Source organism: Roseomonas sp. WA12 (genome assembly GCF_054165765.1).
In genome coordinates, this window is record NZ_CM135108.1 from 3,819,094 (window position 1) to 3,833,686 (window position 14,593).

13 protein-coding genes are annotated in these 14,593 nt (G+C 70.3%); 4 read left to right on the forward strand and 9 right to left on the reverse strand.

Features of this window, described 5'->3' with window-relative positions; genetic code table 11:
* The first annotated feature begins 4 nt into the window (after window positions 1-4).
* Window positions 5-985 carry a phosphogluconate dehydrogenase (NAD(+)-dependent, decarboxylating) gene (gene gnd, locus ACVBD7_RS18195; RefSeq protein WP_458094653.1) on the forward strand — a complete coding sequence of 327 codons (981 nt, stop codon included), beginning with the start codon at window positions 5-7 and terminating at the stop codon, window positions 983-985.
* 260 nt (window positions 986-1,245) lie between these two features.
* Here gnd and purH read toward each other — a convergent pair whose 3' ends face one another.
* Window positions 1,246-2,820: a bifunctional phosphoribosylaminoimidazolecarboxamide formyltransferase/IMP cyclohydrolase gene (gene purH, locus ACVBD7_RS18200; RefSeq protein ID WP_458094654.1), complete on the reverse strand. Its 1,575-nt coding sequence runs from the start codon at window positions 2,818-2,820 to the stop codon at window positions 1,246-1,248.
* Window positions 2,821-3,225: 405 nt separating this feature from the next.
* Between purH and ACVBD7_RS18205 the strand changes: the two genes are divergently transcribed.
* From ACVBD7_RS18205 to ACVBD7_RS18215, 3 genes are read left to right on the forward strand one after another with little or no spacing between them, the layout of a single operon-like run.
* Window positions 3,226-4,047: a glucose 1-dehydrogenase gene (locus tag ACVBD7_RS18205; RefSeq protein WP_458094655.1), complete on the forward strand. Its 822-nt coding sequence runs from the start codon at window positions 3,226-3,228 to the stop codon at window positions 4,045-4,047.
* The gene (locus ACVBD7_RS18210) at window positions 4,047-5,876 is read left to right on the forward strand and encodes a glycoside hydrolase family 15 protein (RefSeq protein ID WP_458094656.1); all 1,830 of its coding nucleotides are present in this window, start codon (window positions 4,047-4,049) and stop codon (window positions 5,874-5,876) included. The genes ACVBD7_RS18205 and ACVBD7_RS18210 overlap by 1 nt, the downstream gene beginning before the upstream one ends.
* Window positions 5,877-5,926: 50 nt before the next feature.
* Entirely contained in the window at window positions 5,927-6,850 is a 924-nt protein-coding gene (locus tag ACVBD7_RS18215) for a c-type cytochrome (RefSeq protein ID WP_458094657.1), read from the forward strand.
* A gap of 281 nt (window positions 6,851-7,131) precedes the next feature.
* On the opposite strand, the gene ACVBD7_RS18220 is transcribed toward ACVBD7_RS18215, so the two are convergent.
* The 8 genes from ACVBD7_RS18220 to ACVBD7_RS18255 are packed head-to-tail and all read right to left on the reverse strand — an operon-like array spanning window position 7,132 to window position 14,587.
* Window positions 7,132-7,587: a c-type cytochrome gene (locus ACVBD7_RS18220; RefSeq protein ID WP_458094658.1), complete on the reverse strand. Its 456-nt coding sequence runs from the start codon at window positions 7,585-7,587 to the stop codon at window positions 7,132-7,134.
* Window positions 7,588-7,645: 58 nt separating this feature from the next.
* Window positions 7,646-8,527, reverse strand: a complete 882-nt coding sequence (locus tag ACVBD7_RS18225) for a cytochrome c oxidase assembly protein (protein ID WP_458094659.1) — start codon at window positions 8,525-8,527, stop codon at window positions 7,646-7,648.
* Window positions 8,515-8,841: a hypothetical protein gene (locus ACVBD7_RS18230; RefSeq protein WP_458094660.1), complete on the reverse strand. Its 327-nt coding sequence runs from the start codon at window positions 8,839-8,841 to the stop codon at window positions 8,515-8,517. The genes ACVBD7_RS18225 and ACVBD7_RS18230 overlap by 13 nt, the downstream gene beginning before the upstream one ends.
* Window positions 8,841-9,443 (reverse strand): cytochrome c oxidase subunit 3, encoded by a 603-nt coding sequence (locus ACVBD7_RS18235; protein WP_458094661.1) that lies wholly within the window; start codon window positions 9,441-9,443, stop codon window positions 8,841-8,843. Before ACVBD7_RS18235 ends, ACVBD7_RS18230 begins: the two co-directional genes overlap by 1 nt.
* Window positions 9,440-11,347, reverse strand: coding sequence for a cytochrome c oxidase subunit I (gene ctaD, locus ACVBD7_RS18240; RefSeq protein ID WP_458094662.1), 1,908 nt, complete (start codon window positions 11,345-11,347; stop codon window positions 9,440-9,442). The genes ACVBD7_RS18235 and ctaD overlap by 4 nt, the downstream gene beginning before the upstream one ends.
* Window positions 11,344-12,330 (reverse strand): cytochrome c oxidase subunit II, encoded by a 987-nt coding sequence (coxB, locus tag ACVBD7_RS18245; RefSeq protein WP_458094663.1) that lies wholly within the window; start codon window positions 12,328-12,330, stop codon window positions 11,344-11,346. Before coxB ends, ctaD begins: the two co-directional genes overlap by 4 nt.
* The gene (locus ACVBD7_RS18250) at window positions 12,327-12,854 is read right to left on the reverse strand and encodes a c-type cytochrome (protein WP_458094664.1); all 528 of its coding nucleotides are present in this window, start codon (window positions 12,852-12,854) and stop codon (window positions 12,327-12,329) included. Before ACVBD7_RS18250 ends, coxB begins: the two co-directional genes overlap by 4 nt.
* The gene (locus tag ACVBD7_RS18255; protein ID WP_458094665.1) at window positions 12,851-14,587 is read right to left on the reverse strand and encodes an outer membrane protein assembly factor BamB family protein; all 1,737 of its coding nucleotides are present in this window, start codon (window positions 14,585-14,587) and stop codon (window positions 12,851-12,853) included. Before ACVBD7_RS18255 ends, ACVBD7_RS18250 begins: the two co-directional genes overlap by 4 nt.
* Window positions 14,588-14,593 lie beyond the last annotated feature (6 nt).

The window sequence follows — 14,593 nt, forward strand, 5'->3', positions numbered from 1 at the left end:
GCGCATGCAACTCGGAATGGTCGGCCTCGGCCGGATGGGCGCCAACATCGTGCGCCGCCTCATGCGCGGCGGCCATGACTGCGTCGCCTTCGACCGCGACGCGGGCGCCGTGCAGACCCTCGCCGCCGAGGGCGCGACCGGTGCCAGCAGCCTCGAAGACCTCGTCTCCAAGCTCACCGCCCCCCGCGCCGTCTGGGTCATGCTCCCCTCCGGGGAAGCGACCGAAACCGCCATCCAGACCCTCGCCGGTCTCCTCTCCCCCGGCGACGTGCTGATCGACGGCGGCAACTCCTTCTGGAAGGACGACATCCGCCGCGCCGCCGAGATCGCCCCCAAGGGCATCGACTATCTCGACATCGGCACGTCAGGCGGCGTCTGGGGCCTCGATCGCGGCTACTGCCTGATGATCGGCGGCAAGGAGGAGCCCGTCCGCCGTCTCGACCCCATCTTCGCCACTCTTGCCCCCGGCCTCGGCACCATCCCCCGCCACGAGGGCTGGGACGCCCGCGATTCCCGCGTGGAGCGCGGATACCTCCATGCCGGCCGCGTCGGCGCCGGCCACTTCACCAAGATGATCCACAACGGCATCGAGTACGGCATGATGCAGGCCTTCGCCGAGGGCTTCGACATCCTCCGCCACGCCGGCGACGACACCCTGCCCGAGGAACATCGCCTCGACCTCGACCTCGCCGCCACCTCCGAGGTCTGGCGCCGCGGCAGCGTCGTCACCTCCTGGCTGCTGGACCTCTCCGCAGCCGCCCTGGCCAAAGACGAGGCCCTCTCCTCCTACTCTGGCCACGTCAACGACTCCGGCGAAGGCCGCTGGACCGTCCAGGCCGCCATCGAGGAAGCCGTGCCTGCAGAAGTGCTGACGGCGGCGCTCTACACGCGCTTCCGGTCGCGGCAGGAGCATACGTTTGCGGAGAAGATGCTGTCCGCAATGCGGGACGGGTTCGGCGGGCATAAGGAACCGCCGAAGGGATGATCCGGTGGCCTCTGGGAAGGCTCTGCCTTCCCAGACCCATCCGCCAGGAAACTGAGTTTCCTGGACCTTCCGTCTATTGAGCTGCGCCTGAGGTCTAAGACCTCAGGCGACTGACAGGCCAGCCTGCGCAGCCTTTGAATCCAGCCTACGGCGCCGCCCTTCGATCATCGTATCCGCGGCAGCCCTCCCGCGAGGTCCGGGGAGCCCGTTGGCTCCCCGGTGGAGGGGGTCTGGGGGAGGCAAAGCCTCACCCAGCGCCATCAGTGCCGGAAGTGGCGCATCCCCGTCATCACCATCGCCAGCCCCGCCTCATCGGCCGCCGCGATCACCTCATTATCCCGCATGGACCCGCCGGGCTGGATGACCGCCGTCGCACCGGCCGCCGCCGCCGCCTGCAGCCCGTCCGCGAAGGGAAAGAAGGCGTCCGATGCGACGACCGAGCCCTGGGCCAGCGGGGTGTCGAGCCCGGCGGCCTTGGCGGCCTCGGCACTCTTCCAGGCGGCGATGCGGGCGGAGTCCACGCGGCTCATCTGGCCTGCGCCGATGCCCACCGTCGCGCCGCCCTTGGCGTAGACGATGGCGTTGGATTTCACATGCTTGCAGACGCGGAAGGCGAAGAGGAGGTCGTTCATCTCCTGCGCGCTCGGCTGGCGCTGTGTCACCACGCGCAGATCAGCCACCGCCACGCGACCGGCGTCGCGGGACTGGGCCAGGAAGCCGCCGCCCACGCTGCGGAACAGCATGCCCGGCGCGACGGGGTCGGGCAGGCCGCCGGTCAGCAGCAGGCGCAGGTTCTTCTTCTTCGCGAAGATGGCGCGCGCGGCGTCATCGGCATCCGGCGCGATCACCACTTCGGTGAAGATCTGCGTGATGCGCTCGGCGGCCTCGGCGTTCAGCGCGCGGTTGGCGGCGATGATGCCGCCGAAGGCCGAGACGGGGTCGCAGCGAAGCGCGGCGTCCCAGGCGGCGTTCAGGTCGGCGGCCGTGGCCACGCCGCAGGGATTGGCGTGCTTGACGATGACGATCGCAGGCTGCTCGAACTCGGCGACGGCCTCATAGGCGGCGTCCGTGTCGTTGAGATTGTTGTAGGACAGCTCCTTGCCCTGCACCTGCTCGGCGGTGGCGATGCCGGGGCGGTGGCTGCCGTCGACGTAGAAGGCGGCCTTCTGGTGCGGGTTTTCGCCGTAGCGCAGCGTCTGCTTCAGCAGGCCGGGCACGGAGAGGCGCGGCGGGAAGTCCTGCTCCAGCTCGCCTGCGAACCAGCGGGCAATGGCGGCGTCATAGGAAGCGGTGCGGGCATAGGCGGCGGCGGCCAGGCGCTTGCGGGTGGCGAGCGTGGTGCCGCCGTTCTCCGCGATCTCCTTCGCCACCTCGATCAGCTGCTCGGGCTCGGTCAGCACTGCCACGTGGGCGTGGTTCTTGGCGGCGCTGCGGATCATGGCCGGGCCGCCGATGTCGATGTTCTCGACGCAATCCTCGTAGCTCGCGCCGCGGGCCACCGTGGCCTCGAACGGGTAGAGGTTCACAAGGACCAGGTCGATCGGCGCGATCCCGTGCTGCACCACCTGCGCCACATGCTCCGGCACGTCCCGCCGGAACAGCAGCCCGCCATGCACGCCGGGCACCAGCGTCTTCACCCGGCCGTCCAGGATCTCGGGGAAGCCGGTGTGGTCGGAGAGCTCCACCACGGGGATGCCCGCCTCACGCAGGGCCTTGGCGGTGCCGCCAGTTGAGAGGATTTCCGTCCCCCCAGCGGCGAGGCTGCGGGCGAATTCCACCAGCCCCGTCTTGTCGGAGACGGAGAGGAGGGCACGGCGGATCGGGAGGGTGGACATGGGCGGGCGGATAGCGCGGGGCGACGCCGGACGGAAGGCGAAACGGGCGCGGGGCTGGTTTGATCGACAGACAGAGACCCGTTTGGGGGAGCGGCGGCTCAGGGGAAAATGGGAACAAGCCGTGAATCATCTTGTGTCTCGCCGGGCTGGCTACCTACCAAGGATAGTAGTTCCCTGCCTTGGAACGCCCGTCAGCGATTCGTTCGCGCGACTCGGAGGAGGGCTCTGATTCGGCGCAATTCCTGTAAGCCACCGTTCGGCATGTGTTCGGCCTGCGACTCGGGGCGGCCGGAACACCCGGCCAGCCACCCTCCCCGTGTCACACTTGCCCAACCCAGGTCCAACCCCGGCCCGGCAGGGGCGTTCCTCGGCTCGGGCCATCCCGGTCCCCCGGAACGACGCGCCATGACCGCTCCCACCGACCTGCCCCCCCGCCCTCTTCTTGCCGGGCGCCGCGCCCTCGTCACCGGTGCCTCCTCCGGCATTGGGCTGGCGGTGGCGCGCGGGCTGGCGGCGGCCGGGGCGGCGGTGGCCGTGAACTACCACTCCAACCGCGAGCCGGCCGAGGCGCTGGTGGCAGAGATTCACGCCGCCGGTGGCCAGGCCGTGGCGCTGGGCGGCGACGTTTCGAAGGAGGAGGAGGCGGTGGCCCTCGTCCAGGGCACGGAGAGGGCGTTTGGAGGCATCGACTTGCTGGTGGCCAATTCCGGCATGCAGAAAGACGCCTCCATCGCCGAGATGACCCTGGACCAGTGGAACGCTGTCATCTCCGTGAACCTCACGGGACAGTTTCTCTGCTGCCGCGAGGCGATCCGCGCCTTCCGCCGGGGGCCGGAGCGGCCCGGGGGCGCGCGGGGCAGCATCGTCTGCATGTCCTCAGTGCACGAGATCATCCCCTGGGCGGGGCATGTGAACTACGCGGCTTCCAAGGGCGGCATTCACATGATGATGCAGACTCTGGCCCAGGAGGTGGCGCCCGACCGCATCCGCGTGAACGCCGTTGCCCCTGGCGCCATCCGTACGCCCATCAACAAGGAGGCCTGGGGCACCGAGGAAGCGCTGAAGGAGCTCCTCCGCCTCATTCCCTATGGCCGCATCGGCGAGCCGGAGGATATTGCCCGTGCGGTGACTTGGCTGCTCTCCGACGAGGCCGACTACGTCACCGGCGCTACCCTCTTCGTGGATGGCGGCATGTCGCTCTATCCCGGCTTCGTCGGTAACGGATGATGGGAGAGCCGATCGAGAACCACGGCATCGTCGGAGACCTGCGCACCGCTGCCCTGGTCGGGCTGGATGGAACCGTGGACTTCCTGTGCTGGCCGCGCTTCGACAGCCCGAGCGTCTTCGCCTCCCTCCTTGATACGGCGAAGGGTGGATGCTTCGAGCTGTTGCCCGCACTGGACGGCGCGCGCCACCGCCAGCTCTACCTGCCCGACACTAACGTTCTCCTCACCCGCTTCCTGTCGCATCACGGCGTCGCCGAGATCTCGGATTTCATGGCGCTTGGCCCTGCCCAGCGACTGGTGCGCCGTGCCAAGGCGGTGCGCGACCCCATGCGCTTCCGCATGCGCTGCGCCCCCCGCTTCGATTACGCCCGCGCCGAACACAGGGTGCTGGAGGAGGCGGGAACCCTGGTCTTCGAAGGGGCGGATGGCACGGCGCTGCGCCTACGTGCCACCGTGCCGATGCGGATTGAGGGCGGCGACGGCGTGGCCGAGTTCGACCTGCAATCCGGCGAGGCCGCCGCCTTCATCCTTGAGGCCGCCGAACTCGGTAATGCCTGCCCCGTCGATCCCGCCGAGGTGGCGGAATCCTTCAAGCAGACCTCCGACAGTTGGCGCCGCTGGAGCGCCCGTTCCACCTATCGCGGCCGCTGGCGCGACATGGTGAACCGCTCCGCCCTGGCGCTGAAGCTGATGACCTCGGCCGAGCACGGCTCGATGGTCGCCGCCCCCACCTTCGGCCTACCCGAGACAATCGGCGGCCCCCGCAACTGGGACTACCGCTACACTTGGCTGCGCGATGCCGCCTTCACCGTCTACGCCTTCCTCCGGCTCGGCCATACGGCGGAGGCGGACGCCTTCATGCGCTGGCTTGCCGCGCGGGAGAAGGAGAGCGGACCCGATGGCCAATTGGAGCTGATGTACGGGCTGGACGGCCACCAGGAGCTGACCGAAACGGTGCTGCCGCATCTCGACGGCTACCAGGATTCACGCCCCGTCCGCATTGGCAACGGCGCGGCCGGCCAGCTGCAGCTCGACATCTACGGCGAGCTGATGGACGCCGCCTATCTCTCGGACAAGTACGGCGAGCAGATCTCCCACGACGGCTGGCGCGGCATTACCCGTTCCATGGACTGGGTGGCCGAGAACTGGGAGCAGCCGGACGAGGGCATCTGGGAGGTGCGCGGCGGCCGCCGGCACTTCCTGCATTCCCGCCTGATGTGCTGGGTGGCGCTGGACCGTGCGCTGCGCCTGGCGCGCAAGCGCTCTCTCCCCGGGCCGCTGGAGCGATGGCTGCGCGCGCGCGACGCGATTTACCACGACATCCACGCGAACTTCTGGAACGAGGAGCAGGGCGCCTTCGTGCAGAGCCGCGGCAGCACCACGCTGGATGCCGCCTGCCTGTTGATGCCCTTGATGCGCTTCATCAGCCCAACCGATCCGCGCTGGCTCTCTACCCTCAAGGCCGTCGGCGAGCGGCTGGTGGATGACAGCCTGGTGCGCCGCTACGAGGACGCCTCGGTGGATGGGCTCGACGGCATCGAGGGCAGCTTCAACATGTGCTCCTTCTGGTACGTGGAGTGCCTGGCCCGCGCCGGCGACGTGAAGAAGGCCCGCTTCCTGTTCGAGAAGATGCTCGGCTACGCCAACCATCTCGGCCTCTACGCCGAGGAGCTGGGACCGGCAGGCGAGCATCTCGGCAATTTCCCGCAGGCCTTCACCCATCTCGCCCTGATCAGCGCGGCGCACTATCTCGACCGCGCTCTCTCCGCCCAGGAAACGGCGCCGCGGGAGGCCATGGGTGCCGCGCCCTTCCCGACGACGGGACTGTGACGGCGGGGTCCCCCCTGTCGCACGGCCCGCACCACGGGCAGAAAACGTGGATGTCGCGCCGTGCCCTGCTCCTCGCTACCGCCCTCCTTGTCGCCGTGCTCGGCGGGGCCGCGGCATGGGTGCTCTCCGCCCCGCGCCCGGCCTTCGCCGAGGCCGAGGCGGCGCGCTTCGAGGGCGGAGATCCCGAGCACGGCCGCACCGTTTTCCTCGCCGGGCAATGCGCCTCCTGCCACGCCTCGCCCGGCCAGCCGGACCGCACGCGGCTGGGCGGCGGCTTGGCCCTCGCCTCGCCCCTCGGCACCTTCAACGCGCCCAACATCTCGCCCGACCCGCAGGATGGCATCGGGCGCTGGCGCGGCATCGACCTGGCCAACGCGCTTGCCGCCGGCATCTCGCCCAATGGCGCCCATTACTATCCCGCGCTGCCCTACGTGGCCTACGCGCATATGCGGCCCGAGGACCTGCGCGACCTCATGGCCTATCTGCGCGGCCTGCCGCCCGTTTCCGGAAAGGCCCCGCCGCACGACCTGCCCTTTCCCTTCACCATCCGCCGCGGCATCGGCCTCTGGAAACTGCTGTTCCTCGACCGCTCGCCCATCCCCGACGACCCCACGCGCGACCCCCTCTGGAACCGCGGCCGCTACCTCGTCGAGGCGATGTCGCATTGCGCCGAATGCCACTCCACCCGGAACCTGCTCTATGCCGTGAAGGAGAGCGCGCGCTTCGCCGGCGGGCCGGACCAGGAGGGCACGGGCTTCGTGCCGAACATCACGCCCCAAGCCATTGGCGGCTGGTCCGAGGACGCCATCCTCGCCCTGCTCACCACCGGGCAGACACCGGACCTGCGCAAACTCGGCGGCTCCATGGCCGATGTCGTCGCCAACATGGCGACCCTGCCCGAGGACGACCGCCGCGCCATCGCCCGCTTCGTGCATACCCTGCCGGCGCGGCCGACGCCGGGGCTTTCCGATTGAGGTTTGCGCGGGCGACCCCAGGGGAGCGCCGCTCCCCTAGACCACACGCCGGGGTGGCAACGGCCACCCCGGACCCCGCGATCGGTTTCGCGTCGAGCAAGACGATCAATGGAAGCGCTGCACGCAGTTGCTTCGGGCACCCCGCCTGACATGTCGGGCGCCGAAGGTCATCGACCCTCGGCATACCCGACTCAAAACAGATGGTGGTGTCCGGGGAGCCTCAGGCTCCACGGTGGAGGGGGTGGAGGCAAGGCCTCACCCTGGGGCCACAGGCACCAGGTTCACCGCGCGTACAGATACGCCGCCACGTCCCGCGCCTCCGCCTCGGTGATGCCCGTCGCCGGCATGGCCGTGCGCGGCGACATCGCGCGCGGATCGACGATCCAGGCCACCATGTTCGCCGCCGTGTTGCGCGCCACCCCGCCGACATAGACGCGCTCGCGCAGGCCCGACAGAGGCGCCGCCACGCGGCCATCCGCGCCGGGTACGCCGGGAATGGCATGGCAGCCGCCGCAGCCGTAGCGGATCATCAGCGGAATGGCGCGGTCGGGTTCGCCGCCGGTCAGGGCGCGGGCTAGCGTCTCGGCCTCACGGCGCTGCATCACCTGCCAGCCTGCCGCGCCGGCTGCGGTGAGAGCCAGCACTGCGGCGAGGCTGAACAGGAGCCACCACCGCGTGCGCCGGGCGGGCAAGGGTGCCGGGCTGGCGGGCTGCGGGGCTGCGGAACGGCCGCGCAACGTCGCCAAGCCGAGCAGGCCGAGCGCTAATAGCCGCGCCGCCGGGCGCCAGCCGAGGCTAGGGCGCGGGGAGCGCATGCGTACCCTCCTGCCGTTGCCCCGAGCGCCCGATCCAGGCGGCCAGGAAGCCGAGCGCCGCGCCGGCATAGACGGTGCCGGCCGGAATCCACATCACTACCCCGGCGAGCTGCTGGTCCTCGAGCGGCGTCAGCCCCCAGATGTCGGATTGAGCGGTTTGCGTCGCGTAGAGGACACGCGGGGCGAGGGCCATCAGCGCGCCCAGGATTCCCGTGTGCATCATGGTAACGAAGAGGTGGAAGACGGCGGAACCCGCGTGGCAGCGCCGCAGCAGCGCCCACCAGAACACCAGCGCGGTGAGGATGAAGCTCAGGTGCTGCAGCCGGTGCAGCAGCACGTTCCCCACGGTGGCGTCGAACAGCGGGGGGATGTGCCAGGCCCAGATCGCCACGCCATGGGCGATGGTCGCCACGGCCGGCACCGTCGCCAGGGCCCAAATGGCGCGAAGGGAGCGGACATGCCGCAGCCAACGCCGCCAGGGACGCGGCAGCGCCCAGGCCAGTGCCCCCGCCGGCCGCGCGAGGACGAGCAGCGGCGCGGCCACGGCCATGACGATCTCATGCTCGATCATATGCAGCGTGAAGACGCGCTCGCCGAACCAGTGAAGCGGCGAGAGCAGAGCGCCGGCCATGGACAGCCACCCGGCCAGATAGGCCGCGGCCTGCGGCACGCCGATTCCGCGCCCGAAGCCCGCGCGTCGCCACAGCCGCAGCGTGCCCGCGGCGTAGAGCAGCAGCGAGAACAGAAGCGGCGTCACCACCCAGGGATCAAAGGTCCATCCCGCGGCGTGGTCGTGCGCCTCACCCCCATGCGCCGCGGCGGCGCCGGGCAGGAGGGCGAAGGCGACGATCAGCGCGCGCACGGGCTGACCAGCACGGAGGCGAGGGCCTGCAACAGCAGCGCGAAGGCGACCAGCAGTCCGGTGAGTGCGCCGAGGGAGCCCAGGAAACCCAGCATGCTCGCATCCCGCCGCCGGAATGACGAGACCCGCCAGGACAGGCCGGACCCCAGCACCGATAGCAGCACCGCCACTGCCGAGAGAGGAAGGCTGAAGCGGAACCCCGCCCCGCATCCCGGATAGGGCAGCATCTGCCCGAGCTGCGTGTTCGCCGCCCAGGCCGCCGGCCCGATCACCAGCCCGGCCCAGGCCAGGAGGGACTGGGGGCGCAAACCCATCACAGCCTCGCCAGCCCGTAGAGGCAGGCATAGACGGGCAGCCAGCTGAGCGTGACGAAGTTCCAATACATCGCGTTGTCCTGGACGTCGCCGTGGCGGCGCTTGTTGTCGCCGTGGCGCGTGAACATTACGGCGGCAAGCACCAGCGTATCCGCCACATCGGTGACCAGATGCGTCGTGTGCAGCCCGAGCAGCACCCAGGTGATCGAGCCATAGGCGTTGCTGTCCCAGGAGACGTTGAGCGCGCCGAACTCGTAGATTCGCATCACCAACGGCACGATCCCGACCACGGACATGACCACGATGCCGATGCGCACGCGGCGGAGGTCCTGCGCCGCCGCCCAGCGCGAGAGCATCACGTTCGGCACCACGCTGGCGACGAGCGTCGCTGTGATCAGCGTACCCCAGAATGGGTCGGGCGGCGCATTGCCCGGCGGCCATTCCGGCGCGAGGGCAGCGAGGTAGAGATACACGCCGATCGCCAGCGCGAAGCCCGTTCCCTCGATCAGCATAAAGGCGAGCGTGCCCCACCAGGTCATGCTCGCGGTGCCCGAGCCGTGCAGCGGCAGGTCGGACAGGTCCTGGACGATGCGCGGCCTCACGAATCATCCTCCGCCGTGCCGCGCGGCCAGAACCAGCCGATGAGCGTGACGGCGACGGGAATGGCGCCCCACACCACGGCCCAGGGCGTGAAGATGGAACCCACCAGCATGATCGTGGTCGCGATCGCGGCCAGGAACGGCCAGATGGAATCGCCCGGCGAGGTCTCCCGCACCTCGGCCGTGGTGGTGACCAGCAGCTCCCGCCGGTTCACGCTCAAACCGACTGCCACGGGAAGCGCCTCCCGCTCCTCCCAGAGCGGGTTGGCGCCCGTCACCACGGGAATGCGCGCGAAGTTGTAGGCCGGCGGGGGCGAGGAGGTGGCCCATTCCAGCGTCGACGCACCCCAGGGATTGTCGCCGGCGGGTGGGCCACGCCGCGCGCTGCGGATCAGGTCGATGAAGAACAGCACGAAGCCCGCGGCCAGCGCGATGGAACACAGGCTGACAAAGAGGTTCATCCCGCCCCAGGGCATGTCCGCCTGGTAGGTGTAGACCCGCCGCGGCATGCCCTGCAGGCCCAGGATATGCATGGGGAAGAAGGTGAAGTTGAAGCCGAGGAAGAGCAGCCCGACGACCCAGCGCCCGAGGCGCTCGCTCATCATCCGCCCCGTCGCCTTGGGAAACCAGTAGTACACCGCCGCGAGCAGCGGGAAGACGGCGCCGCCCACCAGCACGTAGTGGAAATGGGCGACGACAAAATAGGTGTCGTGCACCTGCGTATCGAGCGGCACGGAAGCCACCATCACCCCCGTCAGCCCGCCCAGCACGAAGGTGAAGAAGAAGGCGAGGATGAACAGGAAGGGCACGCGGAAGACCGGCCGCCCCAGCCAGATCGTCGCCAGCCAGCAGAAGATCTGGATGCCCGACGGCACGGCGATCGCCATGGAGGAGGCGGTGAAGAAGCTCTCCCCCACCCGCGGCAGCCCGGTGGTGAACATGTGGTGCACCCACAGCCCAAAGGCGAGCAGCCCGGTCGCCACCAGCGCCATCACGAGCGGCAGATAGCCGAAGATCGGCCGCCGCACGAAGGTCGGCAGGATGGAGGAGACCATGCCCACAGCGGGCAGGAAGATGATGTAGACCTCGGGGTGCCCGAAGAACCAGAACAGGTGCTGCCACAGCAGCACGTCCCCGCCCTCGGCCGGGTTAAAGAAATGCGTGCCCACGAGGCGATCAAGGATGAGGATGGTGGTCGCCAGCACGATGGCCGGCATCGCCAGGATCACCACGAAGGAGGTCACGAACATCGCCCAGACGAGCAGCGGGATGCGGTCCAGCGTCATGCCCGGCGCGCGCTGCTTCAGCACCGTCACCACCACCTCCACCGAGATGGCCAGCGCCGCGATTTCGGTGAAGGTGATCATCTGCGCCCAGATATCGGCGCGCTTGCCGGAGGCGAATTGCGGGCCGGACAGCGGCACATAGGCGAACCAGCCCACATCCGGCCCGATATCGAGGATGAAAGCCACCCACAACACCAGCCCGCCCGCCAGATACACCCAGTAGGAGAAGGCGTTCAGCCGGGGAAAGGCGATGTTGCGCGTGCCCAGCATCAGCGGCACGAGGAACACCCCCACCGCCTCCATCACGGGCACGGCGAAGAGGAACATCATCGTCGAGCCGTGGACGGTGAAGACTTGGTTGTAGAAATCCGGCCCCATCACCCGCGCCTCGGGCTGGGCGAGCTGCCAGCGGATCAGCATCGCCAGCACGCCGCCCAGCAGCAGGAAGGCGAAAGCGGTGACGATGTAGCGGATGGCGATCCGCTTGTGGTCCACGGTGGCCAGGAACCCCCACAGCCCCGGCGGCGTGTGCCAGGTGCGCGCCAGACGCGCCTCCAGCGCCGCCGTGTTGGTGCCGGCAGGGTCGAGCGCGACGTCGCGCAAATCGCGGTCCGGATTCACCGCAGCCTCGCCAGATAGGCGGACACCGCCTGCAACTCCTCCGCGTTCAGCGGCACCATCGGCATGTTGTTCCCGGGCTTGACGGATTGCGGGTCGGCGACCCAGGCGGCCAGCGCGCCGCGGGTAGAGGGCAGCATCCCCGCCGCGATGAACTGCCGGCCCGCGACATGGGTGAGGTCCGGCCCGAGATTGCCGGCGGCCTGCGTGCCGCGCAGCGTGTGGCAGGCGGCGCAGGCGCGGCTCTCGACGATGCGGCGCCCCGCCTCCTCCTCCGCGTTTCCAGGCGCCGCCGCCTCGGCGAGCTGGGCGTCGCGCCAGCGCTCGAAGTCCTCTTCCGGCTCGGCCACGACGTGCAGCGCCATATGCGCGTGCTGCAGCCCACAGAACTCGGCGCATTGCGCGCGATAGGTGCCGGGCCGCTCGGCCGTCAGCACCAGGCTGTTGCTGCGGCCGGGGATCATGTCCTGCTTGCCCGAGAGGTTGGGCACCCAGAAGGAATGGATGACATCGGCCGCCCCCAGCTCGATCCGCACGGGGCGGCCCACGGGAATGTGGATCTCGTTGGCGGTCAGCAGCACGCGGTCCGGGCGCGGGTCGGGATAGGTCACCTCCCACCACCACTGATAGCCGCGCACGCGAATCACCAGCGCGTCCGGCTGGTCGCTGGCGACGCTGCGCGTGGCGAGATAGCTCGCGGTCGTCAGCCCGATGATGACCAGCACCGTCGCCGCTACCGCGCCGCCCACCACCCGGGCCGAGCGCCGGGACGCCCGCGCCGCCCCGTCCTCGCTCGCTGGCGGCCGCCGCAGCAGCGCGGCGGCGAGCACGAGCATCACGGCCAGCCACACCACCGTGCAGCTGGCGGTGAACAGCCAGAACAGCCCGTCCAGCTCCCGCGCCATCGGCCCGGCCGGATCATTCGCGGATTGCCAGCCGGAGCAGCCCCCGCAGAGCAGCGCGGTGAGGGGAAGGAGCCGCCTCATGGTGGCGGAAGCGCGCCCATGCTCGGCACCCGGTTTTCCGAGGGGCGTGTCTGCAGGGCGTCGTTCCGGCTGGTCGCGGCGGCGCTGCCCCGCGTCGCGCCCAGGCTCTGCAGATAGCCGGTGAGCTGCCAGATTTGCTCGCTCGTCATCGCGTGGCGAAAGGCGGGCATGCCGTTCGGCCGGCCATCGCGGATCGAGAGGAAGATCGAGACCGCATCGGGCCCGTAGCGCCACCAACCGTCCATTAGCGCGGGCCCGGAGGCGCCGCCGCCATCGGCATGGCAGCCCTGGCAGTTGAACCCCGCATAGAGCCGCTTTCCCTGGGAGAGCTGATAGGCATTGCCACGGTAGGGCTCGCCCATCACGGCCAGCACCGCCGGCGGGCGCCCATTGATCCCGATCGGCATGGCCGCCACCGCGTCCAGCGCCTCGGCCACGGGCGGGTCCGTCCGTGTCTCGCGCGCCTCTCGCTTGCAGCCCGCGAGCAGCAGCAGCGCCAGCACGCCCGCGTGCCAGCCCCTCATGGCAGGCCGAAGACCAGGATGGTGCCGCCCGGCTCCCGCGGCGGGGGCAGGTCGCGCAGGGCCTGGGCAAGGCCGGAATCGGCGCTGGCGTCGCGCATATCGATCTCCCGCCCCGCCCCACGGCCATCCCCCGCCACCACAGCAAGGTAGGGACGCCCATCCGTACCGCGGAACGCAACGGGGCGGGAGATGACCCCCGTGCCGGCCTGGTATCGCCAGAGCTCCCGGCCGCTTCGCCCATCCAGCGCCTTCAGGAACCCGTCCCGCGTGCCGTACAACACCAGCCCCTCCGCCGTGGCCAGCACACCGCCGCCCAGCGGAAAGGGCTCATCTACCACCCAGGCGGGGCGCGCCGCCGCGACATCCCAGCCGACCAGCGCCCCGCGTGACACGCCGAAAGACGGGATGAGGCGGAGATTGGCGCCCGTATAGGCCGTGCCGCGGATATAGCCGGCATCGCGGAACTCAATGTCCATGCACATGCGGCTGGCGGGCAGATACAGCAGCCCGGTTTCCGGCCGGAACTCCGCATCGCCGCCCAGCGCCCCCGGTCGCCCCGGGCAGACACCCCCAACGGTGCCGTTGCTGTCCCGTCGCCGGGCCTCATCGTATCGCGGCCGACCGGAGGCCAGATCCACGCCCGTGATAGCGTTCACCGGCACGAAAGGCTCGGCCGAGAGCATCTCGCCGCTCGCGGCATCCAGCACATAGACGCGCCCGTTCGGGTCGGGATGGATCAGCACCCGGCGCCGGTTGCCGCGCCAGTCAAGCTCCGCCACCAGATTGCCGGTCGCGCTGCCCAGCGCGTGCGGATCGTGCGGGTTGAAGCCGGCAAACCAGCGGGCCGCGCCCGTCTCCGGATCACGGGCGAAGAGGCCGGCAGTCCAGCGGTTGTCGCCCGGGCGCCGCGCGGGGTTCCAGGGCGCGGCCTGGCCGGTGCCGTGGAAGATCAGGTTCAGCACGGGGTCGAACATGATCGGCCCGGACACGCCGCCACCGCCCTGCCGCCAGGCCGAGGGCGGCCAGCTCGCCTGTCCCAGATCAGCCCCGCGCTCGGTCGGATAGAAGGGCCGGAAGCCCGGGCCGATGCCCACCTCCGCATCCGGCCCGGTGCTGTGCTGCCGCCAGAAGGGCCGCCCCGTCCCGGCATCCAGCGCCGCGATCCAGCCGCGTGCCCCGAAATCGTCGCCGCCATTGCCCAGCAGCACCCGGCCACCCGTGACCAGGGGGGCGGCCGCCAGGGTCTCTCCGGCCGCGGGATCGGCGACGCGGGCATCCCAGATCACGCGGCCGCTGCCGGCCTCCAACGCCATGGCGTGCCCGTCGAGCGTCGCCACGAAAAGGCGCCCGCCTTCCGCCGTGACCCCACCCGCCGCCTGCCCGAGGGAAAGGCCGCGCGCCATCTGGGCGGCCTCCGGCGTGAACTGCCAGTGGATGGGTGCGGAGGGCGATGCAGGATCGATCGCGAGGAGGGTGTGGGGAAAGGGCGTGAGGACGAAGACCAGCCCCTCCACCGTGACGGGGGCGGCGAGGTGGCGCTCCGGGCTCCCGGTCGAGATGGCCAGCACCGGCCGCAGAGCGCCGACTGTGGCTGGGGTGATGGCGGCCGGGGCGATAGCGGTAGCACCGGGCGACGGAACCGCTTGGCCCCGGGCCGACACCGGTCCCGCCATCCAGGCTAGCGCGAGCAGCGCGAGGCGCAGCGCCCGCCCGCACCCGGAGGCCCTAACCACAACCCC